The following is a 23,263-nucleotide window of genomic DNA, read 5'->3' as shown; positions in this document are numbered from 1 at the left end:
AGGCGGCGGGTATCTGGGGTTCGCGGGGGTAGCGGGCGTGGCCTGTATCTAGGCTGCCCTTCACAATGACGTGCATCACTATTACACTGGCCTGAGATTGTTGAACAATCCTGGCTTGTCCCGCGCCTGAGCGGCGGTGACGCTGAAGTGACGTACGGAGGAGTGACGGCTATGGCCTTTATTGATTTGAATGCTGACCTTGGGGAGACCACCGCCGGCAATCCCGTGGCCGACGATGCGGCGATGCTGGAGATGGTCTCCTCCGCCAACGTGGCCACCGGTTTCCACGCCGGAGACCCGTTCTCCATTACTCAAACCGTCAAGGCGGCCGTGGACAATGGGGTAGCGGTAGGCGCGCACATCGGCTACAGGGATCCAGCGGCCTTCGGCCGCCGCTTCATCGACTACGATCCGGCGGAGCTGGCCGCGGAGACCCTTTACCAGATCGGTGCCCTGGACGCCCTGGCGCGCGCGGCCGGCACGCGGGTTAAGTATGTCAAGCCGCATGGCGCGCTCTACAACGCGATTGTCCATCACAAGCAACAGGCTCAGGCCGTGGTAGAGGGCATCAAGGCTTTCGGTGATCTGCCCGTCATGCTCCTGCCGGGCGGGGTGGCCGTAGACATCGCGGAATCCGCGGGGCTGACGGTTATCCGCGAGGCCTTTTCCGATCGCGGTTACAACCCGGACGGAACGCTGGTCTCCCGCCGCCTGGAAGGGGCGGTTCTGCACGATCCGCAGGCGGTGGTTGAGCGCGTGCTCCAGATCGCCGATAACGGCTCCATCACGGCGATTGACGGGACGGTTTTGTCAGTCGATGCCCAGTCCGTCTGCACCCATGGTGACTCCCCGGGCGCCGTGGAGATGCTCCGCGGGGTTGTGGCCAAGCTCGCCGAGGAAGGCGTTGAGATTCGGAGCTTTGCCTAGATGCGTATTCACCCGGTAGGCACCCGCGCCCTGCTGCTTGACCTTGACGGACTGGATCAGGTGATGGCGTGGCACGCGGCGTTGAGCCAGCGCCCCTTGAAGAACCAGGTGGACTGCATCGCGGCGGCCACCACCGTGCTGCTGACCTTCGAGGCGCCCATGTCGGCCACCGCGGCGGCGGAGCACCTGAAGGACTTCACCCCGCCCGCGCACCGAGTCGAGGAACCAAGGACCGTAGATATCGACGTCCTCTACGACGGTGAGGATCTCGATGAGGTGGCGGGGCTCATGGGAATCTCCCGCGAGGGCGTCATCGACTGGCACACGTCCACCACGTGGACCGCCGCCTTCGGCGGATTTGCCCCGGGCTTTACGTATTGCGTGGCGGCGGACGGTAAGGATGCGCGGTCCGTGCCGCGGCGCTCCAACCCCCGCACCGCGGTGCCCGCCGGCGCGGTGGGAATCGCCGGGGAATTCTCCGCGGTCTACCCGCGTACCTCCCCGGGCGGCTGGCAGCTGCTGGGGCGCACCTCCACGCCGATGTGGAACTCGCACGCCCAGCCGCCGGCGCTGGTGCAGCCGGGGGATCGCGTGCGCTACCGCGCCGTGGACTCCCTCCCCGAATTCATCGATGATGATGCCGCCGCGCAGCGGACCCCGCCGCGCCTTCCGCGCCTGCGCGTCGAGGATGCCGGCCTTCTTACCCTCTACCAGGACCTAGGCCGCCCTGGCCGCGGGGACCTTGGCGTGAGCCCGTCCGGCGCTGCCGATCGCGCCGCGGCGGCAACGGCGAATATCGCGGTGGGCAACGCGCGCGGGGACACGGTGTTAGAAAACATCGGCGGCATGACGCTGACCGCACTGACGGATACCGTCATCGCGGTTACCGGCGCGTTGTGCAAGGTCACGCTGGGCGGATACCCGGTTCACTTGGCGCGCCCCATCTTGGTGACCGCCGGGCAAACCGTGAGGATCCACCGCGCCGAGGCCGGGATGCGCTCCTACGTGGCGGTGCGCGGCGGCATCGTCGCGGACATCGAACTTGGCTCATCCGCCACGGACGTTCTTTCCGGGCTGGGCCCAGACCCGGTCAAGGTGGGGGACGTCATAGGCACCATGCCCTTTAGCCGGGGCAACACGGACACCCAGCTGTCCAACCCCCTGCGGGTACGGCAGGAGGGGCGCACCACCACGGCGGTGTTGCGTTGCGTGGCCGGCCCGCGCGATGACTGGTTCGCCAAGGGGGCCGCCGCTTTGACGGAATCCACCTGGACCGTCAGCCCGGATTCCAACCGCGTGGGCCTGCGCTTCGATGCCGAGACGGTCATCGAACGCAGCCGCGAAGGAGAGCTGCCCTCTGAGGGGATGGTGGCCGGCTCTATCCAGGTGCCACCGAACGGAAAACCCGTGGTTTTCATGCGTGACCACGCCGTGACCGGAGGATACCCGGTGATCGCCACCGTGCTGGATGAGGATATGGACATTGCGGCCCAGCTTCCGCCGGGTGCGCGCGTGACTTTTGACCTAGTAGGAGAGTAAGACATGGCTATTTCAACCGTATTGATTGCCAACCGCGGCGAGATTGCCGTGCGCATCGCGCGTGTGGCCCGCGACCTTGGCATCAAATCCATCGCCGTTTATTCCGAGGCTGATGCGGGCGCGCTGCACACCGTGGTGGCCGATGAGGCATACGCCCTGCCGGGCAATTCCGCCGGTGAGACGTACATGAACGTCCCCGCCCTGCTGGATATCGCCGTGCGCGCCGGTGCCGATGCCGTGCACCCGGGTTATGGCTTCCTATCTGAAAACTCCGAATTCGCCCGCACCGTCATCGGCGCGGGGCTGACCTGGATTGGCCCGTCCCCCGAAGCCATCGATCTCCTCGGGGACAAGATCGCCGCCCGCCGCGTGGCGGAGGAGGTGGGCGCCCCGCTGGCACCCGGAACCTCTGACCCCATCGATGATTGGCAGGAGGCGCGCACCTTCGCCGAGGAACACGGCCTGCCCATTGCCATCAAGGCGGCGTACGGCGGAGGCGGCCGGGGGCTCAAGGTGGTTGATGACCTCGAGGCGATTGAGGGGGCCTTTAACTCCGCCGGCCGCGAGGCCATGGAGGCGTTTGGCCGCGCCGAATGCTACGTAGAGAAATTCCTCACCAAGCCGCGCCACGTGGAGGCCCAGGTGTTGGCTGACAACCACGGCAACGTCGTGGTTGTGGGCACCCGTGATTGCTCCACCCAGCGCCGCTTCCAGAAGCTCATCGAGGAGGCCCCGGCCCCTTTTCTGACCGACGAGCAGCGCGCTTCCCTGATTTCAGGCGCCCGTGACATTTGCGCCCGTTCCGGCTACACCGGCGCGGGCACCGTGGAGTTCATAGTCTCCGAGGACGGCACCATCTCCTTCCTTGAGGTCAACACCCGCGTGCAGGTAGAGCACCCGGTGACCGAGGCCGTGACCGGCGTGGACATCATCGCCGAGCAATTCCGCATTGCCGCCGGCGAACCGCTGAGCATTACCGAGGATCCCGCGGCCCATGGCCATGCCTTCGAGTTCCGTATCAACGCCGAAGACATCCTCAACGGTTTCGCGCCGTGCCCGGGCACCGTGGTCTCCTTTGAGCCGCCCACCGGACCCGGCATCCGTGTGGACGCGGCCGTGCGCTCCGGATCCATCGTGCCGCCGTACTACGATTCGCTGATCGCGAAGCTGGTCGTGTGGGGCCCAACCCGCGAGGTGGCAATCACGCGCGCCCGCCAGGCCCTCAAGGAATTCGAGATCACCGGGGTGCGCACCGTGCTCCCATTCCACCGCGACATGCTGGACAACCCCGTATTGGCTGCGGACGGTGAAAGCTTTGGCGTGTACACGGACTGGGTTGATCAAAACTGGCGTGCCCCCGCGCTAGCCGGCGGCGACCATGTCGAGGCCATCTATTCCAAGCGCCAGACCATGGCCATCGAGATAGACGGCAAGCTCCACACCTTGGGTCTGCCGGTTGAGCTGCTGGCCGCGGCTAGCTCCGCCGGCGGCGCGGCCCCGGCCGGCCAGGACGCAGGCGGTGGCAATGGCGCCGCCGGCGAGGGGGCGGTCAGCTCCCCGTATGAGGGCAACCTGATTGCCTGGGACGTCGAGGACGGCGCCGAGGTAGTACAGGGCCAGGAGATTGCCACGATCGAGGCGATGAAGATGGAATCCAAAATCAAGGCCCCGGCGTCCGGCACCCTTAAGATCGAGGTCGAGGCCGGCCAGCGGGTAAATCCGGATACGGTCATCGCGACCATCGGCTAGCGCCCGGGTGTCTGGGCTCCGGGTCCGGCGCGCGGCCTTTGCGCGACGGGGATGCCAAAGGCGTGCACCTGGAGCCACAAGGCGCGGTCAAGGGCACCGGGCGGCGTGGGTTATGCTTAGCGGCATGCTTGCACTGACCGTTGCTTCGGCGATCCGCGAGGCAATTTCCGACGGCGATTTCCAGCCCGGCCAGCAGCTGAGTGAGATTAAGATCTCCCAGCGCTTTGAATGCTCACGCAATACCCTGCGCGAGGCCTTTGCCATGCTTCATTCGGAGGGGCTGGTAGAACGCATCAAAAACCGTGGAGTCTTCATCGCCACCCCTAACGCCGATTACGTCCGGGATCTCTACCGTGCGCGCGCAGCCATTGAGCCTTCCGCCGTCCGCTGGGGAGAGGGGATAGATAGCAAGGCCCTGGTGGAGCTGACACGAAGCGCTATCGCGGCACGCGATGCGGGCGATGCGGCCGAAGTCAGCGCCATTAATCAGCGTTTCCACCGCGCGTTGGTCGCGGCAATCGGCTCGCCCACATTGGATAAGACCATGGGGAACCTGCTCGCGCAGATGCGGCTCACATTCCTCCTAGTGCTTCCCGAGTATCCGCGGATCCACGACGATCACGTCGATGTTAACGCGCGCGTAGCCCGGCTCATCGATGAGGGGGATCGCGAAGAGGCCGCCACGCTCATCCGTGACAGCCTCTTGCGCACGTGCCGGGCGATCCTGCACTACCTGCCGTAGGTACCTTAAGCCCCGGCCGAAGATTCTGGGGTTTAGGGGACCTGGTAATCCGCGTCCCTTGCGTTAGTGACCAGCATTTGGCCGGGGGAGTGGGTAATGGCCAGCTCCGGCTTGGAGTTCATCACGATCGCCTGAGGGGTCACACCGCACGCCCAGAACACGGGGATGGTGCCGGTTGGGATGTCCACGGCATCCCCGAAGTCGGGGGCGTTGATATCGGTGATGCCAATCTCCTCGGGGTTGCCCACGTGCACGGGCGCGCCGTGGACGGAGGGGTAGCGGGAGGTGATGCGCACCGCGTCCGCGACCTGATGCGCGGGGATTGGGCGCATGGAAACAACCATGGGACCGGAAAATGCGCCGGCCGGCGTGGTCTCGATGGTGGTCTTATACATCGGGACGTTGCGGCCCTGTTCGATGTGGGCCAGCGGGATTCCGTGCTCCAGCAGCGGCGTTTCGAACGTGAACGAGCAGCCAATGAGGAAGCCCACCATGTCCTCATCCCACAGGCCCTCCACTGAGGTGGGCTCCTCCGTGCAGATCCCGTCGCGGAAGACGCGGTAGGAGGGGATATCCGTGCGGATATCGCCGCCCGGGATGAGCTCTGAGGTAAATTGGCCCGCCTCCAGCACGCCCACAACGGGGCATGGCTTGGGGTTGCGCTGGGCGAAGAGCAGGAAGTCAAAGGCGTATTTGCTGGGCAACGCGATCAGGTTGGCCTGCATGTACCCCGGCGCTAGGCCGGCGGTGGTGCGCAGGCCTCCCGCGCGGGCGGCGCTACGGACTTCTTCGGGCGTGCGCATTAGGCAAAGAGATCCGTGATGCCGGAGAAGGCGTTGACGCCGATGAAGATGGTGAGCAGCCACGCCAGGAAGCCGATGATGAGCAGCCACTTGGGGTAGGCGTAACCCATAAGCAGGTCGCGGCGCTTGAAGGCAACCCACATCACCACGGCGAAGGCGATAGGCAGGATGAGGCCGTTGAAGGCGCCCGCGAAGATGAGCAGCTTCTGGGGAGCCGAGTTCAGGGCGACGTACAAGATGGTGCAGGCCACGATCAGCCCCACGGTCATGAAGTTGCGGGTCCGCGGGTTGGTTTGCTGGCTCGTGATGAAGGAGATGGAGGTGTAGGAGGCGCCAATGACGGAGGACAGGCCGGCGGCGAAAAGGACCACGCCAAAGGCGCGAAGGCCAAATTCGCCGGCGGCCACGCGGAAGGCGTCGGCGGCGGTGTTGTCCTCGGAGAGGGTAACGCCGGTTGCCACAACGCCCAGCACCGCCAGGAATAGCAGCGCGCGCATGATGCCGGTGACAACGATGCCCCACACGGAGGTCTGGGTGATGGTCTTGACATGCTCGGGGCCGGTCAGCCCGTTGTCGATGATGCGGTGCGCGCCGGCAAAGGTGATATAGCCGCCGACGGTGCCGCCGATCAAGGTGGTGATGACGAAGAAGTCCACCTCTTCGGGCATGACGGTCTGCTTCAATGCCTCGCCCAGTGGGGGCTGGGAGACGATGGCCACGTAAAGCATGAGCAGGATCATGATCGCGCCCAAGGCGGCCACCAGGCGGTCCAGGGCAACGCCGGCGCGCTTGGACAGGAAGATGAAGATGGCGATTGCGGAAGCAATGACGCCGCCGATTCGCGCGTCGATGCCCAGCATTGCATTGATGCCTAGGCCGGAGCCGGCGATGTTGCCGATGTTAAACACCAATCCGCCGATGAATACGAACGCGGCCATGACCCAGCCGAGGCCAGGCAGGACGGTATTGCCCAGCTCATTGGCGCGCAGGCCGGACACGCCCAGCACGCGCCACACATTGAGCTGGATTGCGATGTCCACGATGATGGACAGGAAGATGGCGAACGCAAAGGCGGCGCCCATCTGGACCGTGAAGACACTGGTCTGGGTCAAAAAGCCCGGGCCGATGGCGGAGGTGGCCATGAGGAACATGGCGCCCGCCATGGCGCCCAGGCCCCGGGGAGGATTCTTTGCCGCTGCGGCTGTCTCTGCGCTCACTTTCGCGCCCCTTTCGTGACGGGTATCCCACTTCTGTGTGATTCACATCATCCTAAGGATTGTTCAACAATCTGTAAAGGGGGGTGCCTGTCATTTTTGCCTTGGGTGCACCCGCCGTGGAGTCCGCCCGCCCGGTGACCATTCCGGCGGCTCGCCCTCCGTGCCCGGGTCGGGTGGGGGATGGGAAATTATTGCCTGTAGATTTTCGGCAGCATACACTTACTTACGCAACCGTAACTTTGCGGAATAAAACAACGATTGGAGACTCGTGAGCGTCATGTCTGACAAGCGCATCCAACGCACCTTTTGGGTGGCTGACCGCGGACCGCGGCCCATTACCCGTGGCTGGACGCACCTGGTGGCGGCGCTGCTGTCTATCATTTCCTCCACGGTCCTAGCGACGTATGCCTGGATGACCCTGCCGTGGTGGCAGGCGCTGGGCGTAACCGTTTACGGCGTGGGATTCGTGAGCCTCTTCGGCGTATCCGCCGCCTATCACCGTTACCCGTGGGCCTCGTCTGCGACGGTCCAGTGGTGGCGGCGCGCGGATCACGCCACAATCGCGGTCTTTATCGCCGCCACGTACACGCCGCTGTGCCTGATTGTGCTGCCGCCGTCCACCGCCGCGTGGATGCTTTCCCTGGCCTGGGGCGGGGCCGTTGCCGGAGTGATCTTGAACCTGGTCTGGATTAGCCATCCACGATGGCTGGACGTGGTGGTCTACCTGACGCTTGGCTGGCTCATCCTGCCCTTGCTGCCCACGCTGTGGGGCTCCGCCGGCCCAACCGTGGTCTGGCTGCTTTTCGCCGGTGGGGTCACCTACTCACTGGGTGCGTTGATGTACGGCTTCAAGTGGCCCGGCCGCAACGCCCGCATCTATGGCTACCATGAGCACTTCCACACCGCGACGGTGGCCGCCGCCGCGGTCCACCTGGTGGCCGTATGGATGGTGGTAGTGGGGGCTTAAAACGGGAATAACCCACGGCAGCCGGCCTGAAGAATCCTCAAAATATGGTTGCCGTGAGTTACTTTGACTTCCCCCGGCGCCGCGGCCATGGGGCCTATGGCGGCGCTAGTCGATGTGCTGCGCGGACGGGGCCACGATCAGCGGCTTAGGGGTGTACTTGCTGCGCAGGTTGCGCAGCGTCTGGGCGTGCTCAGCCAGGCGGATGTCCTCTTCGGTCTTCGGGGTGAACTGGCGAGCCTCGACCGTATTCCAGTCATGATCCACCGCCATGTATGAAACGGTGGCATGCATGGCGGTCTGGAGGTGTTCGCGGCCGCCCTTCGGGTTGCCCGCGCGCACGTGGACGCTCATCTGCATGGAACGCGCATCCGTGCGCATCATGCGGGCGTCTACCTCAATGAGATCGCCAATGTGGATGGGGTTGTAGAAACGAATGCCGCCGGCATAGACCGCGACGGTCTGCTCGCCGGACCACTCCATGGTGCACGCGGTAGCCGCCTCATCCACCCACTCCATGGCGGTGCCGCCATGGACGTTACCGCCCCAGTTGACGTCCATCGGTTGGGCCAGGAAGCGGTTAATCATGCGCGGGGCGTCCGAGGGCCCGTCGTAGGTCTGCTTGTTCATTTCCTGCTCAATGGCCTTGCGCAGCTCGATGCGGGACTCCGCGGCCTCCATGACGCGGCGCTGGTCATCCGTCTGTGGAACGAACGGAGGAACCGGGCGGGACTTTTTGGTATCGGGATCCATGGCCACGAAAATGACCAGGCAATCGCAGGCGCGGGTGAAAATGCCCTCGCGTGGATCCGCGGACAGCACCTCATTGACAATGTGCATCGAGGAGCGTCCCGTCATGGCGATACGCGAACGCACCTCCACGATGTGTCCGGACGGGATGGGGCGGGTGAAGTGAATATGGCCCACATAGGCGGTCACGCAATAGGTGCCGGACCACTGCACGGCGCAGGCGTATGCGGCCTTATCGATCCACTCCAGCACGCGTCCACCGGAAATGCCGCGCGCGCCCGCGATAAGCAAATCCGTGGGGGAGGCCATAAAGCGCAGCGTGATGGACGGAGACTTGAGATTTTCTTGAAGCTCAGGCGAATTTGGCATGGCTCAAGAGTAACGGGGAATGCAGATAGTATGGGCACTTATGAAAAAGAAAGTGGACCCAGCAGCAGCCCGCGCAGCCGTACTCGAAGTCCTGGACTGGGTGCGTGATGAAGAGGCCGCGGCTACCCCAAGCCGCCAGCAGCTGGCCGCCGCGGTGCGGGGCACGGCGCGTTTGCTGGAAGCCGACGCCCCCGGCCACAGCGTGGAGGTGCGCGTGCCGCCGTTCGTGGCGGTTCAATGCATCGAGGGCCCGCGCCACACCCGCGGCACGCCGCCCAATGTCATCGAATGCGCGCCGCGCGTGTGGCTGCGCCTAGCGCTGGGCTTTGTCAGCTTCGATGAGGCGCAGGATGGGGGCTTGGTGGACGCCTCTGGAACGCGCGTCGGCGAAGTGGGAAAGTGGCTACCGGTAATTGGAGGGCTCAAACTGTAGTTTCGAAAGCATAAACCGGCTATGATTGCGGCCGTGGTAGCAGTAAACCTTCCCGGCACGACCGGAATCACTGACCTGAACGACCATGGCGAGACGGAACCGCGCGAGGAGTGCGGTGTCTTCGGTGTATGGGCGCCTGGAGAGGAAGTTTCGAAGCTTACCTACTTTGGCCTTTTCGCCCTGCAGCACCGCGGCCAGGAAGCCGCCGGCATCGCCGTGGGCGATGACAACAACCTGGTGGTATTCAAAGACCAGGGCCTGGTCTCCAACATCTTCGATGAGTCCATCCTAAGCTCCCTGCAGGGAAACGTGGCCGTGGGGCACACGCGCTATTCCACCGCCGGCGGCAAGGAATGGCGCAACGTGCAACCGGTGTTCAATACGTCTTCCACCGGCATTGACATCGCCCTGGGGCATAACGGCAACCTGGTCAATTACCTGGAGCTGCGCGAAGAGGTCTACGAGCTGGGCCTGACCAAGCGCGGCGATGAATCCATCTCAGACTCCTCCATCATGTCCCTGCTGCTCGCGCACGGGGTGGATGAGGACAAGGACGTCTTTACCAGCGCAAAGGAACTCCTCCCGCGGATCAAGGGCGCCTTCTGCCTGACCTTCACGGATGGGCATACGCTGTATGCCGCCCGCGATAACGCCGGCATCCGCCCGCTATGCCTGGGGCGTCTGCCGCAGGGATGGGTCGTGGCCTCGGAGACCTGTGCACTCGACATTGTGGGCGCGCAGTTCATCCGCGAAATTGAGCCGGGCGAGCTGGTTGCCATCGATGAGGCCGGCGTGCGCTCCGAGCGTTTCGCCGAGGTCGAACGCAAGGGCTGCGTCTTTGAATACGTTTACCTGGCCCGCCCCGACTCGACCATCAAGGGCCGCAGCGTCAACGCCACCCGCGTGGACATCGGCCGGCGCCTGGCCCGCGAATACCCGGCGCCGGAGGCGGACATGGTCATCCCGGTCCCCGAATCCGGCAACCCCGCCGCCGTGGGCTACGCCCGCGAGTCGGGCCTAACCTTTGCCCACGGTTTGGTGAAGAACGCCTATGTGGGCCGCACCTTCATCCAGCCCACCCAGACCCTGCGCCAGTTGGGCATTCGCCTCAAACTCAACCCCTTGCGTGAGGTCATTGAGGGCAAGAAGCTGGTGGTCGTGGATGATTCCATCGTCCGCGGCAACACCCAGCGCGCGCTTATCCGCATGCTGCGTGAGGCCGGCGCCGCCGAGGTGCACGTGCGCATCGCATCGCCACCGGTTAAGTGGCCATGCTTCTACGGCATTGATTTCGCGTCCCCGGGCGAGCTGATCGCCAACGTCATCCCTAGCGATGATCCGGACGTTATCTGCGAAACCATTCGTGAGGCCATCGGCGCGGATTCCTTGGGCTTTGTCACCATCGATGAGATGGTCGCGGCCACCGAGCAGCCGCGCGCCGAACTCTGCTGCGCCTGCTTCGATGGCAAGTACCCACTGGGCCTGCCGGAGGGCAATCCCAACGCGGCGGCCGTCCGCACCCTCCAGGGCCACCAGGACGCTCAAGCCGGCGAAGACAACTAGCTTCAACTCAACTCTAGAAAGATAGACATGGCTGAAAACAAAGAAAACACCTACGCAGCTGCGGGCGTGAGCATCGAAGAGGGGGACCGCGCGGTCACCCTGTTTGCACCCCACGCAAAGCGGGCCACCCGCCCGGAGGTCCTGGGCGGCCTGGGCGGTTTTGCCGGCCTGTTCAAGCTGGGCGAATACAAGGAGCCAATCCTCGCCGCCGGTTCCGATGGAGTGGGCACCAAGCTGGCCGTGGCGCAGGCGATGGATAAGCATGACACCATTGGCATCGATCTCGTCGCAATGTGCGTGGATGACCTGGTGGTCTGCGGCGCGGAGCCACTGTTCCTGCAGGATTACATCGCCGTCGGAAAGGTGGTGCCGGAAAAGGTGGCGGACATCGTGGCCGGCATCGCCGAGGGCTGCGTGCAGGCCGGCTGCGCGCTGCTGGGCGGCGAGACTGCCGAGCACCCAGGCGTGATGGATCCCGAGGAATATGACGTATCCGCCACGGCGGTGGGCGTCGTTGAGGCGGATGCGCTGCTGGGCCCGGACAAGGTCCGAGACGGCGACGTGCTTATCGCCATGGGGTCTTCCGGCCTGCATTCCAACGGCTACTCCCTAGCCCGCTACATCCTGCTGGAGCAGGCCGGCCTGCCGCTCGACGGCCACATGGAGGACCTTGACCGCACCCTGGGCGAGGAACTGCTGGAGCCAACGCGCATCTACGCCAAGGACTGCCTAGCGTTGGCCAACGAGTGCTCCGTGTCCACCTTCTGCCACGTCACCGGCGGCGGCCTGGCGGGCAACCTGGAGCGCGTCATTCCGGAGGGCCTCGTAGCCGAGGTCAACCGCGCGACGTGGACCCCAGGGCCTATCTTCCGCACCATTTCCTCCGTGGGCAAGGTGGCGCTGGAAGAGATGGAAAAGACCTTCAACATGGGCGTCGGCATGATCGCCGTGGTTTCCCATGAGGACCGTGACCGCGCCATGGCCATGCTCACCGCGCGCCACGTCGATGCCTGGGAGCTGGGCACCGTGCGCATTAGCCGCGAGGAGGATACATCCCGCGTGCAGATGCTGGGGTCCCACCCTAATTACTAGCAATCACGCTCCGGCACCGGCGCTAAGCAACTGGCCCTTCCCCGCGGGGGAGGGCCTTTTTGCACGCAAAAGCACCGCCTGCACCTGAATATCAGGCGGGCGGTGCTTAAAGCTGTGAGCGGAAGTGAGGGCTAGCGCCTAGCGCTTTGAGTAACCCTCATCCTCATCGTCCCATTTGTCGACATAATCGGCGTATGGGTCGCTGTAGTCATCATCCTCAGAGTCATAGTCGGAGCCGTGGTGTGGCTTCTGAGCGGCAAGCTCCTTCTGGAGAGAATCCAGATCCATGTCAGGAGTGTTGTACTTCAGCTGGCGTGCAACCTTGGTCTGCTTTGCTTTCGCGCGTCCGCGTCCCATGTGCATGACCCCCTTGAGGTTCTAGGGCACATCCAGGGTAATTCGGATGCCCCATCGGCTTATAAATTTTAGTTTCTTCCTGTAGAACACAATAGCCTGTTACCCCAAAAAATTCCGCACCACCCCCAGATGAAAGTGGTGCGGCGGCGATGACGTGGGATTTTAAAGTCCGCGAAGGCGGTTCACGGCGGCCCGGCCGGCCTTCGGTCCCTCATCGTCCTGGATGGAATCGGGGTCGACGCTGACCGCTACCTCGCCGATATTAAGCTGAGAATCCAGCGCCGAACGCTTCACCAAGGCGAGCGCGATGGGGCCATTGTCGCAGTCCTCCACCACGGTGCCCAAGCGCCCCACGGTGCGGGTGCCGGCGGTGACGGGTTGGCCGGGCTGGGGCACAACGGGGCATGAGCCGTCGAGCTGCAGCATGACCAGCAGGCGGGGGGAACGCCCCAGGTTGTCTACGCGAGCCACCGTTTCCTGCCCTCGGTAACAGCCCTTGTTCAGGTGGACGGCGCCGAGGCGCTCGCCGCGGCCAATCCAGTGCGGAACCTCGTGCGGAATTGATTTATCGTCCAAATCCGCTTCCCGCTCCGGCTCCAGGGCCTTAACCCGCTCGGCGGTAAAAGCCATGAGCCCGGCTAACTTGCCACCCTGGGATTCAAGATTCGCCACGCTGGCTTCCAACTGACCGCTGGGAACTAGAAAATCCTGGCGCGGGCTGCCCAACCACTCAACGTCACGGGCAACAAGCGCGCCGTCCGGGGCGTCTAAGGGCGCGCCCAGCACGGTGATGACCGCAACCTCGGCCTGGCTGACTTCCACCTGGGACCAAAAGACCATCTTGGTTAAGAAGTCCAAAAAGGATTCCCCCTGGGCGGACGGCATATCGAGGTAGAACCCCTCGGCGGTCCGGCTGACCTTGGCGTGGTGCAGGATGCGCCCCTGCATGTCAAGGTCCAGCGCGCCGGCGCTGTAACCGGAGGGGACATCGTCGAGCTTCTGGCTGAGCAGGTTATTAAGAAACTCCGGTGCGTCCTGGCCGGTGACGGAGATGACGAAGCGGTGGGAACGGTCAATAATGGCGGAGCCGCGTTCAACCACGCGTTGCTCACCCAGGGGGTTGCCGTAATGCCATGCCACACCGGCGGCATCAAGGGGGCCGGGCTCGGCGAGTTCCGTTGCAGACGGGCGGGACAGGAGAGGAGAAGTGTAAATCACGGACTCAACCCTACCTTTTGGGGAATAATGAGATCCATGAACAATAAGCAGCCGGTCATTTACATCGTAGAGCCATACGGTGGTTCCGCCCGCTGGCACAACCCCAACCTCCCCATGGTGTTTTTCGATGATGCGGTAGTAACCCGCGGTGATGGGGTCTTTGAATCGCTGCTGGTCCGAGATGGACACCCGGTCAACCTGCAACGCCACTTTGAACGCTTCAGCAATTCCGCAGAGGTTATGGACCTGGCCGCTCCCAGCTTTGAAAAGTGGGAAGAAGCCACGAGTCTGGCGATTGCCGAGTATGGCGATGGTGAGGCTAAATGCACGTGGACGTATACCCGCGGCCGGAAATCCACCGGGCATCCAAGCTGCTGGGTCGTGGTTCAGCCAATCGCAGAGGAGGTACTCCACCAGCGGGAAAAGGGGGTAAAAGCCCACGTCACCGAGCGCGGGTGGCTGGTTCCCGCGGACCTGCCCGCAAAGACCTTGAATTACGCGGCGACCATGGCCACCATGCGTCAGGCTTTGAAAAAGGGCTTCGATGATGTGATCTTCACGGATCCTCGAACCGGGAACGTCCTTGAGGGGGCCACCTCCACCGTCGTGTCATTCAAGGGAAAGAAGCTGCGCACCCCGGCAAGCCCCGGGATTCTGCCAGGCACCACCCAAGCTGCGCTCTTCGAGCACGCCACTGCCGAGGGGTGGCGCTGCAAGTCCAAGGAGATGACCATCAAGGACTTGGAAGGCGCCGATTCCGTCTGGCTGGTGTCCTCCGTGCGCGTAGCGACGCGGGTCAAGCAGCTGGGCGGGCATAAATTTAAGGCCCCGGATAACGAACAAGAAATCCGGGACCTTATCGACGCGGCGTTGAACTCCTAGCCGGCGATACGCACCAGCTCGGCGGACATGTATGGGCGCATCTCGCCGTCAACCATGCGCTCATCAACCCAACCAAGGTTGTTGTTAGGCATCAGGCCGTACATACGCTTTCCTGGGCCCAAGGTCTTTGGGCCGGTTTCCGTGACCATGGTGGATGCGGACTGCAGGGACCATGCACGCTCGTTGAATGGCTCGCCGTAAAAGATCTCCACGATGCCATTGGAGGAGGTGTAGGTCATCTCAATTTCATCCTTGAGGGACACGCGCCAGTAACCGTTTTCGCGAACGTCGGCGCCTGATGGCTTGCCCTCCTCGTCGATCTTCCACGTGCGGGAGGAATAGGTGAGGTAGTTGCCGCCATCATGGGCAATGATCAATTGCTGGCCAAAGGTGTATTGATTGCCTTCGGCGTCATGGGCCTGGCCTTCGCCCTGCCACACGCCGACGAGCGGGAGCAGCGCAAGCAGACCGTCATGAAGGGAAGGTCCTTGGCGCAGGTTTGCGGTGTCTTCCTCCAGAGGGGTATCACCCAAATCAATGGCGGGGATATTGCGGCTGGAGGCGTCCTTCCAGGCCTCCGCGGCCATGTTCACGGCGTCGTTGCCGTTGAGCTTGCCATTAGCGCCGGTATTGGCGGCCGCCGCGTCCGCGGCGGTATCGGCGGTGCGAGGGGTATTGTCATTGCTTTCAGTCATGCGCACCAGCCTAGTAGTTGATTAGGGCAAGACGCTAAACCAGCGCGAAGGCGCGCGAGGGCGTTGAAGGCGGCAGTTAGTGAGACGGGGAAAGCATTCATGCGTGGTATTTCATGGTTAGAATGGTCCCGTGCGAATCCTACTTATCTGTAATCCAAACTCCACCAGCCAGAATGAGGGCCTGTTTAGGCAAATCATTCCAGTCTTAAGGGACGTGGAAGGCGTTGAGATGCTCGTTAAAAACACGCATTATCCACGCCATGCCGAAGAGATAGTTAGCGGGCTTACGCGTGATGATTTTGACGCCATTGTGGCCGTGGGCGGTGACGGCACCGTTGCCGAAATTATCAACGGCATGCTTGGCCCCGTTGAGCTGGATGAAGACGGCAAGGTCGCGCCCGGTGACCGCCCGCAACCGGAGCAGCTTCCGGCATTAGCCATTATCCCAACCGGCTCAGCCAACGTCTTCGTTCGTGCGCTGGGATTCCCGGCGTCACCGGTGGAGGCGACGCACGTGCTGGCGCGCCTGCTGGAACGTAACCAGACACGCAAGATCTGCCTGGGTACGTGGAATGAGCGTTGGTTTGCGGTAAATGCGGGCTTCGGCCTCGATGCTGACGTCCTGGCCCGCGTGGACCGCGCCCGAGAAAAAGGGTTTTCCGCCACGCCGCTGCGTTACCTGTCCGTCGCCGTCCGCGGCTACCTGCGCGCCCGGCGCACGCCACCGCAGATTACGGTGGAGGCAAGGGCCATGAACGGCAAGGAGCTGAAGATGAAGGATGCTCCTTTGATTTTTGCTTCTAACACCAACCCGTGGACCTTCCTGGGACCGCTGCCGGTGGTGACCAACCCGGAGAATTCATTCTCCCAGGGGCTTGGCCTGTTCGGCCTGACTGACCTGGGCGGCGTCACGGGCCTGGTGGGCATGCTGCACCTGGCCGGTGCGGACAAGCGGCGCCTGCTCAACAAGCTGACCACCGCTAACACCGTTGAGTTTGATGACGCTGAAACGGTTACCCTGACCACGCGCGAGCCGCAGCGCTTCCAGGCCGATGGCGAATCTGAGGGCAAGTTTGACCATGTCCGGCTGAGCTCAGTGGTAGATGCGATAGAGGTCTTTGCGCCGCGTGATCCGGAGCCGCCGCACGAACGCAGCGCCAAGCAGATCCTGCGCGACTTGATCCGCATCAACTAGGTGAATTCGCGCTACGGGCGCGCACAGTCTCTAAAGGGGCCGGCGCGCCCTTTTCCGTGCCGTCTTCCTCAAAACGGCCGTCGATCTCGATGGGGGACAGGTCCACGATGCGCACGTCCGTGTTGAACCGCTGGGTCTCAAAGGAAATGGATCCGCCCAGCAGCTTGACCGCCGTCGCCTGGTTGGGAAGCGGCAGCTCGCGGGTGTCGAATTTCAAGGTGAAGGCCTCAATGACCTCATCCTCGCTCAAGCCCGCAGGCAGGTTCTTTACCTCCTGGGGAATCATCCGGAACTCAGGACCCACCAGGCGGAGGGTGACCACGGCTGATGCCTGCTCCTGCGCGCCGGGGATCGTGCCGGTTAGTTCGGCCTCTGAGGCCACGCCGCCCGTAGGGGATATGTTCTTTGGGTTGGCAATGGCTAGGTCCGTCATGCCTAGGAGGCGGCCAAGAGCCACCGCGTCCAGACTGATAGACCGGGACAACGTTGACACATGCGCGCCCTGAAGATCGCCACTAAGCAGCTGGCTAGGGGAAACTTCAACGTCTCGCAGGGTGGTCGCCGCGCTGACAAGCCCCATATCGGGGACCTCTACGTCAAGGGCCTGGACCTCGACCAGGGGCACTTCCTTAGTGACCAGGGCTAGCGTGTACGGCATGCCGCCAATGTAGGTGGAAGGGGACGTGCCAAGGCGCGAGGCTTCCTTCACCGCCTGGGAGAGGTTATGTTCCGCGCGCATGGCGATGGCTGAATCGGCTATCCATGCGGTACCCAGCACGCCAACGACGCTGGCTAGGGCAACGACGGGGCGGGCGAATCGGCCAGGAATCTTCAACGCAGTCACCCTTCTATTTCTATCAGCACTAGGGTGGTAGGCATGACTTCGACAAAGTTTGAACGCGTAACCCGCCCCCACGGCGTGGCTGAACTTGCCGCCGCCGCCCAAACCCACGACGGAATTGCCCCCCTTTCCGAGGCGTTTATTAACGGTTTGACGGACCCGCGGCTGGGACACGAGCACATCGTGGGCACCCAAGACGGGGAGATAGTCGCGGTGGCCGCGATTGATGGCAACACCGTGGAGATGTTCGTGGTGCCGGAGGCGCGGCGGGCCGGAATCGGCGGCGATTTGTACGGGCAGCTACCCGAGGGAAGCCAGGTATGGGCTCACGGAAACCTTCCGGGGGCACGGGCACTGGCGGCAAGTAAAGGCCTTGAATCGGTGCGTCATCTCGTAGTGATGGGCATCGGCGAAGATGAACTCTCGGCGGCAAAGGTTAATACCGGGTTACGAGTATTAAACCTTGAAGAAGCGGCCGAGCTCTACGGCCGGGACGCCGTTGAGCGGGCGTGGCTGGAGGCCAACAATGAGGCCTTTGATTGGCACCCTGAACAGGGAGGATGGGATCTAGAACGCCTTCATCGCGGGATGGAAGCGGAGTGGTTTGACCCCCAGGATGTGTGGTTCTTGTATGAGGGTGACACGCTGGCCGGATTCCATTGGACTAAATGGCACGGCGATGGCGTTGGAGAGGTCTACGTCATTGGCCTCGCCACGGAGTTCAGGGGCAGGGGCTTGGGCGCTCCGCTGCTGGCAGTAGGCCTGCAGGGGCTAAAAAACAAGGGGGCGCGTAAGGTGATTTTGTACGTCGAGGCGGACAATGAGCCTGCGGTTAAGTCCTACAAAAACGCGGGATTCAGCGTCGAGGAAGACCATGTGGTCTGGGCCCGGCCTTAGTGAGGGGCAACCCTACCGCTTGTTTAACAAAAGGTTACATATCCACTCAAAAGGCGACGAACGTTAAGTCTAAATTCATCGAAAAACCCTGACATCGTTCACACAGGGACCGTAGGTTAAGGCGCTGTATCCGGTTGAACCCCTAGAGCCGGTGAAAAGCATCTTCTTAACCTGAAAGGTTTTCCTCGTGACCATTTCCTTCAAGCGCACCGCTTCCACCCTGGGCCTCCTCGCGGCAACCTCCATGGCACTCGTTGCTTGTAACGAGGGTGGCCAGGCCGCTGGAGGCGCAAACGGTGAAGCAGCTGGTACCCAGTCTGACGTTTCCGGCAACCTTGTTGGTGAGGGCGCATCCTCTCAGCAGAACGCCATGGACGTCTTCGGCGTTGCTTTCAACACCGCTACCGGTGGAAACGCCAACCTTTCTTACACCGCTTCCGGCTCCGGCGCTGGTCAGAAGGCGTTCATCGGCGGCCAGGCCGCCTTCGCCGGTTCGGACTCCCCACTGGACGAGGAGCAGCAGGCCCAGGCCAATGAGCGCTGCGGTGGCAACGAGGCGTGGAACCTGCCAATGGTTATCGGCCCAGTTGCAATTGCATACAACCTCGAGGGCGTGGACGAACTAAACCTCTCCGTCGAGACCGTTGCCCAGATCTTCAAGGGTGAGATCACCAAGTGGAACGATGATGCAATCGCCGCTGAGAATGAGGGCGTTGAGCTGCCCGACAAGGACATTCAGGTTATCTACCGCTCCGATGAGTCCGGTACCTCTGAGAACTTCCAGAAGTTCCTGGCGGCCTCCACCGGCAACTGGGACTCCGAGGGCAAGGCTTTCCCACAGGCTGTGGGCACCGGCGCTAACGGTTCTTCCGGTGTGGCAACCGAGGTCTCCGGCAACGACGGAGCTATCACCTACGTCGAGTCCGGTTTCGCAACTGACATGGGCCTGGGAGTGGCAAACATTGACTTCGGCAACGGCCCGGTCGCGCTCAACAATGATTCCGTTGTAAAGACCCTGGACAACCTCGAGTTCACCACCGAGGGCAACAACATGGTTGTGGACGCGGAAAAGCTCTTCGCTTCCGACGCTGAGGGCGCTTACCCACTCATCCTCACCACCTATGAGATTGTCTGCTCCGCCGGCTACGACGAGGAAACCCAGAAGCTGGTTAAGGCCTTCATGCAGACCATCCTGGACAACCAGAACGCTGACCTGGAGTCCCGCGGCTACGTACCAGTATCCGGTGCGCACCTCGAGCGCCTGCAGGCTGCAGTAGACGCGCTCTAAACTCCCCTTCAGTTCTCCGTCTGCACCGCTGTAAAAGTGGTGCAGGCGGTAACCCTTTTAATCTGAGGACCTCGAACTTTCAATGCCTAATAACGTAATGACGGGGGCCGACGTTCAGTCTGGACCCACAAATACCGTTACCCCCACGGCCGCGGATAAACAGGAACAAAAGCGGCTAAAAGAAGTCGCCGCCGCCCGTTCCGGCGTCAAGCGCCCGGGTGACCGAGTCTTTGAAATCCTCTCCTATTCATCGGCCGTCATCATTACCGTGATGATCGCTCTCATCGGTATCTTCCTCATCTGGCAGGCGATCCCCGCGCTGCGCGTTAATGAGGGAGGTTTCTGGGGCTTTTTGACCTACGGGGGCCCCTGGGACACCGCGGTTACCACCGCGATGGCCTTCGGTATCCCAACGTTTCTGGCGAACACGGTGCTCATCTCAGTGGTGGCGCTCATCATCGCCATGCCGGTGGCATTAGGCATTGCAATCTTCCTGTCTAACTACGCCCCAGCCCGTCTGGTCAAGCCGCTGGGCTACCTGGTGGACATGCTGGCCGCAGTGCCGTCCATCGTCTACGGCCTCTGGGGCTGGCAGGTACTCGGGCCGAAGCTGGGGGTTGTCTACGAATGGCTCAACACCCACTTCGGCGGCTTCTTCCTGTTCGCCACCTATGACAATTCCCCATCCTTTGGCACCGGCCGCAACATCTTCACCGGTGGCGTGGTCTTGGCGGTCATGATTCTGCCGATCATCGCCGCGACCACCCGCGAGGTCTTCGTGCAGACCCCGCGCGGACAAATAGAATCCGCGCTCGCGCTGGGCGCGACGCGTTGGGAAGTCGTCCGCATGACCGTCCTCCCGTTCGGCATGAGCGGCTACATCTCCGGTTCCATGCTGGGCTTGGGCCGTGCACTCGGTGAGACAATGGCCCTGTACATGGTGGTCTCACCGCTCACGGACTTCCGCTTCACCTTGTTCGATGGTGGTACCACCTTTGCAACCGCTATCGCCCTGGCCGCCGCCGAGTTCAGCGATGAAACCCGCGCGGGCGCGTACATCGCCGCCGGCCTGGTGCTCTTCGTCCTAACCTTCGTGGTCAACGCCATTGCCCGTTCCGTTGTGAAGAATAAGTAGGGGAGAAGTTCATGACTACCGTATCTACCGCTCACAACGAGCTTTCGACCAAGCACACCATCTCCGGCATTTCAAGCACGCGCAAGGCAACTAACACCGTGGCTACCGTCCTGGTGTGGGCGACGATGCTCCTGGCCCTCGTGCCGCTGGTGTGGGTGCTATGGGAGGTTATTTCCCGCGGCGCCGGCGCCGTGTTAACGGCTGAATGGTGGACCACCTCTCAGCTGGGCGTGCCGCTCAACCAGCCCGGCGGCGGTGTGGTCCACGCCCTCGTGGGTACCCTGGTTCAGACCCTCATCGCGGCGGTTATTTCCGTGCCAATCGGAATTTTCACCGCTATCTACTTGGTGGAATATTCCCGCGGCGGCTGGCTTGGCCGCATGACCACCTTCATGGTGGACATCCTCTCCGGCGTCCCCTCCATCGTGGCCGCACTGTTCATCTTCGCCGTGTGGATCTCCGTTCTGGGCTTCGACCGCTCCGGCCTGGCCGTGGCGTTGAGCCTGGTGCTGCTGATGATTCCAATCGTGGTCCGCAACACCGAGGAGATGCTGCGCGTGGTCCCGGCCGATCTGCGTGAGGCGTCCTACGCCCTGGGCGTTCCCAAGTGGAAGACAATCGCCAAGATTGTGCTGCCTACCGCTTTGTCCGGCATTGTCACCGGCATCATGCTGGCCGTGGCTCGCGTGATGGGTGAATCCGCACCAGTGCTGGTCTTGGTCGGCTCCACCCAGTTCATTAACTGGGACCCAACTTCCGGACCTCAGTCCTCCCTGCCATTGATGATGCTGGATATGTACAAGGCCGGTGGCCTGCCTGCAGTCCTAGACAAGCTCTGGGGCGCGGCGTTTACCCTGGTCCTGGTCATCGCGATTATGAACATCTTGGCCCGCGTAATTTCCGCAAAATTCTCCGTTAAGAACTAGTTCTACACTCACAGAGGAACACACACTTCAATGTCCAAGCTTGAACTCAATAACCTCAACATCTACTACGGCGATTTCCACGCGGTGCGCGATGTCCAGATGCACATACCAGAAAAGGCCGTGACCGCGTTCATCGGCCCGTCCGGTTGTGGCAAGTCCACCGTGTTGCGCACCATCAACCGCATGCATGAGGTTATCCCCGGGGCCCGCGTGGAAGGTGAGATTCTCCTTGACGGTCAAAACATCTATGACCCCAAGGTTGACCCGGTTTCCGTGCGCAACACCATCGGCATGGTGTTTCAGAAGGCAAACCCCTTCCCTACCATGTCCATCGAGGAGAACGTGGTTGCCGGCCTGAAGCTATCCGGCGAAAAGAACAAGAAGCGCCTGAGGGAAGTCGCGGAGCGTTCCCTGCGCGGCGCAAACCTATGGGATGAGGTTAAGGACCGCCTCGACAAGCCGGGCGGCGGCCTCTCCGGCGGTCAGCAGCAGCGCCTGTGCATTGCACGCGCCATCGCGGTGGAACCCGAGGTGCTGCTGATGGATGAGCCGTGCTCCGCGCTGGACCCAATCTCCACCCTGGCGATCGAGGACCTGATTCACGAACTGAAGCAGAACTTCACCATCGTGATCGTCACCCATAATATGCAGCAGGCGGCCCGCGTCTCGGACCGCACCGGCTTCTTCTCCCTCGAAGCTACCGGCAAGCCCGGCAACCTGGTGGAATTCAATGACACCAAGAAGATCTTCGAAAACCCCGACAAGAAGGAGACGGAGGATTACATCTCCGGCCGCTTCGGCTAGGCACTACACGTCCCCAAGGTGCGTGGAGTGACCGCACCACACCTAAAGCCCTTAAGGCTCAATTCCCTTCAGAAGAATGGGGGATTGTGGCGTTAAGGGCTTTTTCGGGTTGTCGATGAGTCAGCGGCTGCCGCCAGCGTTCGAACCGAAGGGGACGGGGCGGGGCCGGTGAGCCCCTAAGGCCACGGGAAAGCAGAGCCCGCGGGCTAATTTTTGATCTGGTCCAGGTATTCCTCCGGGACCAGGCCGGTGGCTAGGTAGATAATGCGGGCGGAGACGTTGACACAGTGGTCGGCGTAGCGCTCGTAGAAGCGGCACAGCAGGGAAATGTCCACGGCCTCGCGGGGCGTGCCTCCCCATCCCTCGCCCGTGACGACCTTGACCAGGTGGGCGCAGATGTCATCCACGGCATCGTCATCCTCGGTCAGGCGCAGCGCCACGTCCGCATCCGGGTTGACGAGCAATTCGCGCACGCGGCGGTTCATCTCATCGACAAGGCGCGCGAGCTCGGAGAAATAACCGCGGATGTTCTCGGAGATCGCCATGGCCGGGTGATTGCGGCGAGCCGACTTGGCCACGTGGCCCGCGAGTGCCGCCATGCGGTGAAGGTCCTCGACAATATAGATGGAGGAAACCACCTGGCGCAGGTCCTTGGCGAGGGGATTTTCCAACGCCAAAAGCTGTACAGCCTTTTCCTCGCAGTGTGCGCGCAGGTCCTCGAGCGAATCGGTCTGGGTCAGCGCATCCTCCGCGCTTTCAATATTCGCGGTCAGCAACGCCGCCGAGGATTTGGACATAATGCTATGCACGGAATCGCACATCACAATCAAATCGGCGGCGAAAGCGTTCATTTCATCTCTATAGGCCGTACGCATAG

The 23,263-nt window shown here is 62.5% G+C and carries 23 protein-coding genes; 15 read left to right on the top strand and 8 right to left on the bottom strand.

What is annotated here, in order from left to right:
• Positions 1-171 precede the first annotated feature (171 nt).
• From CENDO_RS09440 to CENDO_RS09425, 4 genes are all read left to right on the top strand, one after another.
• Positions 172-927: a LamB/YcsF family protein gene (locus CENDO_RS09440; protein WP_136141796.1), complete on the top strand. Its 756-nt coding sequence runs from the start codon at positions 172-174 to the stop codon at positions 925-927.
• Entirely contained in the window at positions 928-2,466 is a 1,539-nt protein-coding gene (locus tag CENDO_RS09435) for a 5-oxoprolinase subunit B/C family protein (RefSeq protein WP_136141795.1), read from the top strand.
• Positions 2,467-2,469: 3 nt separating this feature from the next.
• A complete protein-coding gene (locus CENDO_RS09430) occupies positions 2,470-4,215 on the top strand; it encodes an acetyl/propionyl/methylcrotonyl-CoA carboxylase subunit alpha (protein WP_136141794.1) in 1,746 nt (581 codons plus the stop codon).
• 124 nt (positions 4,216-4,339) lie between these two features.
• Positions 4,340-4,957 (top strand): GntR family transcriptional regulator, encoded by a 618-nt coding sequence (locus CENDO_RS09425; protein ID WP_136141793.1) that lies wholly within the window; start codon positions 4,340-4,342, stop codon positions 4,955-4,957.
• Between the two features lie 32 nt (positions 4,958-4,989).
• Here the strand turns inward: CENDO_RS09425 and CENDO_RS09420 are convergent, their stop codons facing one another.
• Both CENDO_RS09420 and CENDO_RS09415 read right to left on the bottom strand, forming a co-directional pair.
• On the bottom strand, positions 4,990-5,760 hold the full coding sequence (locus tag CENDO_RS09420; RefSeq protein WP_136141792.1) for a putative hydro-lyase: 771 nt from the start codon (positions 5,758-5,760) through the stop codon (positions 4,990-4,992).
• On the bottom strand, positions 5,760-6,923 hold the full coding sequence (locus CENDO_RS09415; protein ID WP_136142244.1) for an NRAMP family divalent metal transporter: 1,164 nt from the start codon (positions 6,921-6,923) through the stop codon (positions 5,760-5,762). The genes CENDO_RS09420 and CENDO_RS09415 overlap by 1 nt, the downstream gene beginning before the upstream one ends.
• Positions 6,924-7,254: 331 nt before the next feature.
• On the opposite strand from CENDO_RS09415, the gene trhA reads away from it, so the two are divergent.
• A complete protein-coding gene (gene trhA / locus CENDO_RS09410; RefSeq protein WP_136141791.1) occupies positions 7,255-7,944 on the top strand; it encodes a PAQR family membrane homeostasis protein TrhA in 690 nt (229 codons plus the stop codon).
• A 105-nt stretch (positions 7,945-8,049) separates the two neighbouring features.
• Here the strand turns inward: trhA and CENDO_RS09405 are convergent, their stop codons facing one another.
• The gene (locus CENDO_RS09405; RefSeq protein ID WP_136141790.1) at positions 8,050-9,060 is read right to left on the bottom strand and encodes an acyl-CoA thioesterase; all 1,011 of its coding nucleotides are present in this window, start codon (positions 9,058-9,060) and stop codon (positions 8,050-8,052) included.
• A gap of 40 nt (positions 9,061-9,100) precedes the next feature.
• Between CENDO_RS09405 and CENDO_RS09400 the strand changes: the two genes are divergently transcribed.
• The 3 genes from CENDO_RS09400 to purM are packed head-to-tail and all read left to right on the top strand — an operon-like array spanning position 9,101 to position 12,148.
• On the top strand, positions 9,101-9,493 hold the full coding sequence (locus CENDO_RS09400) for a sterol carrier family protein (RefSeq protein WP_136141789.1): 393 nt from the start codon (positions 9,101-9,103) through the stop codon (positions 9,491-9,493).
• A gap of 21 nt (positions 9,494-9,514) precedes the next feature.
• On the top strand, positions 9,515-11,056 hold the full coding sequence (purF, locus tag CENDO_RS09395) for an amidophosphoribosyltransferase (RefSeq protein ID WP_136141788.1): 1,542 nt from the start codon (positions 9,515-9,517) through the stop codon (positions 11,054-11,056).
• A gap of 27 nt (positions 11,057-11,083) precedes the next feature.
• Positions 11,084-12,148: a phosphoribosylformylglycinamidine cyclo-ligase gene (gene purM / locus CENDO_RS09390; RefSeq protein WP_136141787.1), complete on the top strand. Its 1,065-nt coding sequence runs from the start codon at positions 11,084-11,086 to the stop codon at positions 12,146-12,148.
• Between the two features lie 138 nt (positions 12,149-12,286).
• On the opposite strand, the gene CENDO_RS09385 is transcribed toward purM, so the two are convergent.
• Positions 12,287-12,505 (bottom strand): DUF3073 domain-containing protein, encoded by a 219-nt coding sequence (locus tag CENDO_RS09385; RefSeq protein ID WP_210726531.1) that lies wholly within the window; start codon positions 12,503-12,505, stop codon positions 12,287-12,289.
• A 162-nt stretch (positions 12,506-12,667) separates the two neighbouring features.
• The gene (ygfZ, locus tag CENDO_RS09380; protein WP_136141785.1) at positions 12,668-13,723 is read right to left on the bottom strand and encodes a CAF17-like 4Fe-4S cluster assembly/insertion protein YgfZ; all 1,056 of its coding nucleotides are present in this window, start codon (positions 13,721-13,723) and stop codon (positions 12,668-12,670) included.
• Between the two features lie 36 nt (positions 13,724-13,759).
• Between ygfZ and CENDO_RS09375 the strand changes: the two genes are divergently transcribed.
• Positions 13,760-14,605 carry an aminodeoxychorismate lyase gene (locus CENDO_RS09375; RefSeq protein ID WP_136141784.1) on the top strand — a complete coding sequence of 282 codons (846 nt, stop codon included), beginning with the start codon at positions 13,760-13,762 and terminating at the stop codon, positions 14,603-14,605.
• On the opposite strand, the gene CENDO_RS09370 is transcribed toward CENDO_RS09375, so the two are convergent.
• On the bottom strand, positions 14,602-15,192 hold the full coding sequence (locus CENDO_RS09370) for a heme-binding beta-barrel domain-containing protein (RefSeq protein WP_246014470.1): 591 nt from the start codon (positions 15,190-15,192) through the stop codon (positions 14,602-14,604). The genes CENDO_RS09375 and CENDO_RS09370 overlap by 4 nt on opposite strands.
• A gap of 238 nt (positions 15,193-15,430) precedes the next feature.
• Between CENDO_RS09370 and CENDO_RS09365 the strand changes: the two genes are divergently transcribed.
• A complete protein-coding gene (locus tag CENDO_RS09365) occupies positions 15,431-16,495 on the top strand; it encodes a diacylglycerol/lipid kinase family protein (protein ID WP_136141782.1) in 1,065 nt (354 codons plus the stop codon).
• On the opposite strand, the gene CENDO_RS09360 is transcribed toward CENDO_RS09365, so the two are convergent.
• The gene (locus tag CENDO_RS09360) at positions 16,488-17,339 is read right to left on the bottom strand and encodes an LmeA family phospholipid-binding protein (protein WP_246014264.1); all 852 of its coding nucleotides are present in this window, start codon (positions 17,337-17,339) and stop codon (positions 16,488-16,490) included. The two genes, CENDO_RS09365 and CENDO_RS09360, sit on opposite strands and share 8 nt — an antisense overlap.
• 33 nt (positions 17,340-17,372) lie before the next feature.
• Between CENDO_RS09360 and mshD the strand changes: the two genes are divergently transcribed.
• The 5 genes from mshD to pstB all read left to right on the top strand — a co-directional run bounded on the left by mshD (position 17,373) and on the right by pstB (position 22,386).
• Entirely contained in the window at positions 17,373-18,233 is an 861-nt protein-coding gene (gene mshD, locus CENDO_RS09355) for a mycothiol synthase (protein ID WP_136141781.1), read from the top strand.
• A 187-nt stretch (positions 18,234-18,420) separates the two neighbouring features.
• A complete protein-coding gene (pstS, locus tag CENDO_RS09350; protein WP_136141780.1) occupies positions 18,421-19,521 on the top strand; it encodes a phosphate ABC transporter substrate-binding protein PstS in 1,101 nt (366 codons plus the stop codon).
• An 82-nt stretch (positions 19,522-19,603) separates the two neighbouring features.
• A complete protein-coding gene (gene pstC / locus CENDO_RS09345) occupies positions 19,604-20,656 on the top strand; it encodes a phosphate ABC transporter permease subunit PstC (RefSeq protein ID WP_136141779.1) in 1,053 nt (350 codons plus the stop codon).
• Between the two features lie 11 nt (positions 20,657-20,667).
• A complete protein-coding gene (gene pstA, locus CENDO_RS11235; protein ID WP_210726530.1) occupies positions 20,668-21,582 on the top strand; it encodes a phosphate ABC transporter permease PstA in 915 nt (304 codons plus the stop codon).
• Positions 21,583-21,612: 30 nt separating this feature from the next.
• On the top strand, positions 21,613-22,386 hold the full coding sequence (gene pstB / locus CENDO_RS11230; RefSeq protein ID WP_210726529.1) for a phosphate ABC transporter ATP-binding protein PstB: 774 nt from the start codon (positions 21,613-21,615) through the stop codon (positions 22,384-22,386).
• 206 nt (positions 22,387-22,592) lie between these two features.
• Here the strand turns inward: pstB and phoU are convergent, their stop codons facing one another.
• Entirely contained in the window at positions 22,593-23,261 is a 669-nt protein-coding gene (phoU, locus tag CENDO_RS09335) for a phosphate signaling complex protein PhoU (RefSeq protein WP_136141778.1), read from the bottom strand.
• Positions 23,262-23,263 lie beyond the last annotated feature (2 nt).

The sequence above is a fragment of the Corynebacterium endometrii genome (assembly GCF_004795735.1).
Lineage (GTDB): Bacteria > Actinomycetota > Actinomycetes > Mycobacteriales > Mycobacteriaceae > Corynebacterium > Corynebacterium endometrii.
The sequence above is the reverse complement of the archived record's forward strand: the minus strand, read 5'-3'. Positions and strand labels throughout refer to the sequence as shown.

Excerpts from the sequence above, each read along its gene's own strand:
- CENDO_RS09425 (WP_136141793.1), top strand. The coding sequence starts at position 4,340 with ATGCTTGCACTGACCGTTGCTTCGGCGATCCGCGAGGCAATTTCCGAC.
- purM (WP_136141787.1), top strand. The coding sequence starts at position 11,084 with ATGGCTGAAAACAAAGAAAACACCTACGCAGCTGCGGGCGTGAGCATC.
- CENDO_RS09385 (WP_210726531.1), bottom strand. The coding sequence starts at position 12,505 with ATGGGACGCGGACGCGCGAAAGCAAAGCAGACCAAGGTTGCACGCCAG.
- pstA (WP_210726530.1), top strand. The coding sequence starts at position 20,668 with ATGACTACCGTATCTACCGCTCACAACGAGCTTTCGACCAAGCACACC.
- CENDO_RS09435 (WP_136141795.1), top strand. The coding sequence starts at position 928 with ATGCGTATTCACCCGGTAGGCACCCGCGCCCTGCTGCTTGACCTTGAC.
- trhA (WP_136141791.1), top strand. The coding sequence starts at position 7,255 with ATGTCTGACAAGCGCATCCAACGCACCTTTTGGGTGGCTGACCGCGGA.
- pstB (WP_210726529.1), top strand. The coding sequence starts at position 21,613 with ATGTCCAAGCTTGAACTCAATAACCTCAACATCTACTACGGCGATTTC.
- CENDO_RS09370 (WP_246014470.1), bottom strand. The coding sequence starts at position 15,192 with ATGGCCGCGGAGGCCTGGAAGGACGCCTCCAGCCGCAATATCCCCGCC.
- purF (WP_136141788.1), top strand. The coding sequence starts at position 9,515 with ATGATTGCGGCCGTGGTAGCAGTAAACCTTCCCGGCACGACCGGAATC.
- CENDO_RS09400 (WP_136141789.1), top strand. The coding sequence starts at position 9,101 with ATGAAAAAGAAAGTGGACCCAGCAGCAGCCCGCGCAGCCGTACTCGAA.
- phoU (WP_136141778.1), bottom strand. The coding sequence starts at position 23,261 with ATGCGTACGGCCTATAGAGATGAAATGAACGCTTTCGCCGCCGATTTG.
- pstC (WP_136141779.1), top strand. The coding sequence starts at position 19,604 with ATGCCTAATAACGTAATGACGGGGGCCGACGTTCAGTCTGGACCCACA.
- mshD (WP_136141781.1), top strand. The coding sequence starts at position 17,373 with ATGACTTCGACAAAGTTTGAACGCGTAACCCGCCCCCACGGCGTGGCT.
- CENDO_RS09440 (WP_136141796.1), top strand. The coding sequence starts at position 172 with ATGGCCTTTATTGATTTGAATGCTGACCTTGGGGAGACCACCGCCGGC.
- CENDO_RS09415 (WP_136142244.1), bottom strand. The coding sequence starts at position 6,923 with ATGGCGGGCGCCATGTTCCTCATGGCCACCTCCGCCATCGGCCCGGGC.
- CENDO_RS09420 (WP_136141792.1), bottom strand. The coding sequence starts at position 5,760 with ATGCGCACGCCCGAAGAAGTCCGTAGCGCCGCCCGCGCGGGAGGCCTG.
- CENDO_RS09375 (WP_136141784.1), top strand. The coding sequence starts at position 13,760 with ATGAACAATAAGCAGCCGGTCATTTACATCGTAGAGCCATACGGTGGT.
- CENDO_RS09430 (WP_136141794.1), top strand. The coding sequence starts at position 2,470 with ATGGCTATTTCAACCGTATTGATTGCCAACCGCGGCGAGATTGCCGTG.
- CENDO_RS09405 (WP_136141790.1), bottom strand. The coding sequence starts at position 9,060 with ATGCCAAATTCGCCTGAGCTTCAAGAAAATCTCAAGTCTCCGTCCATC.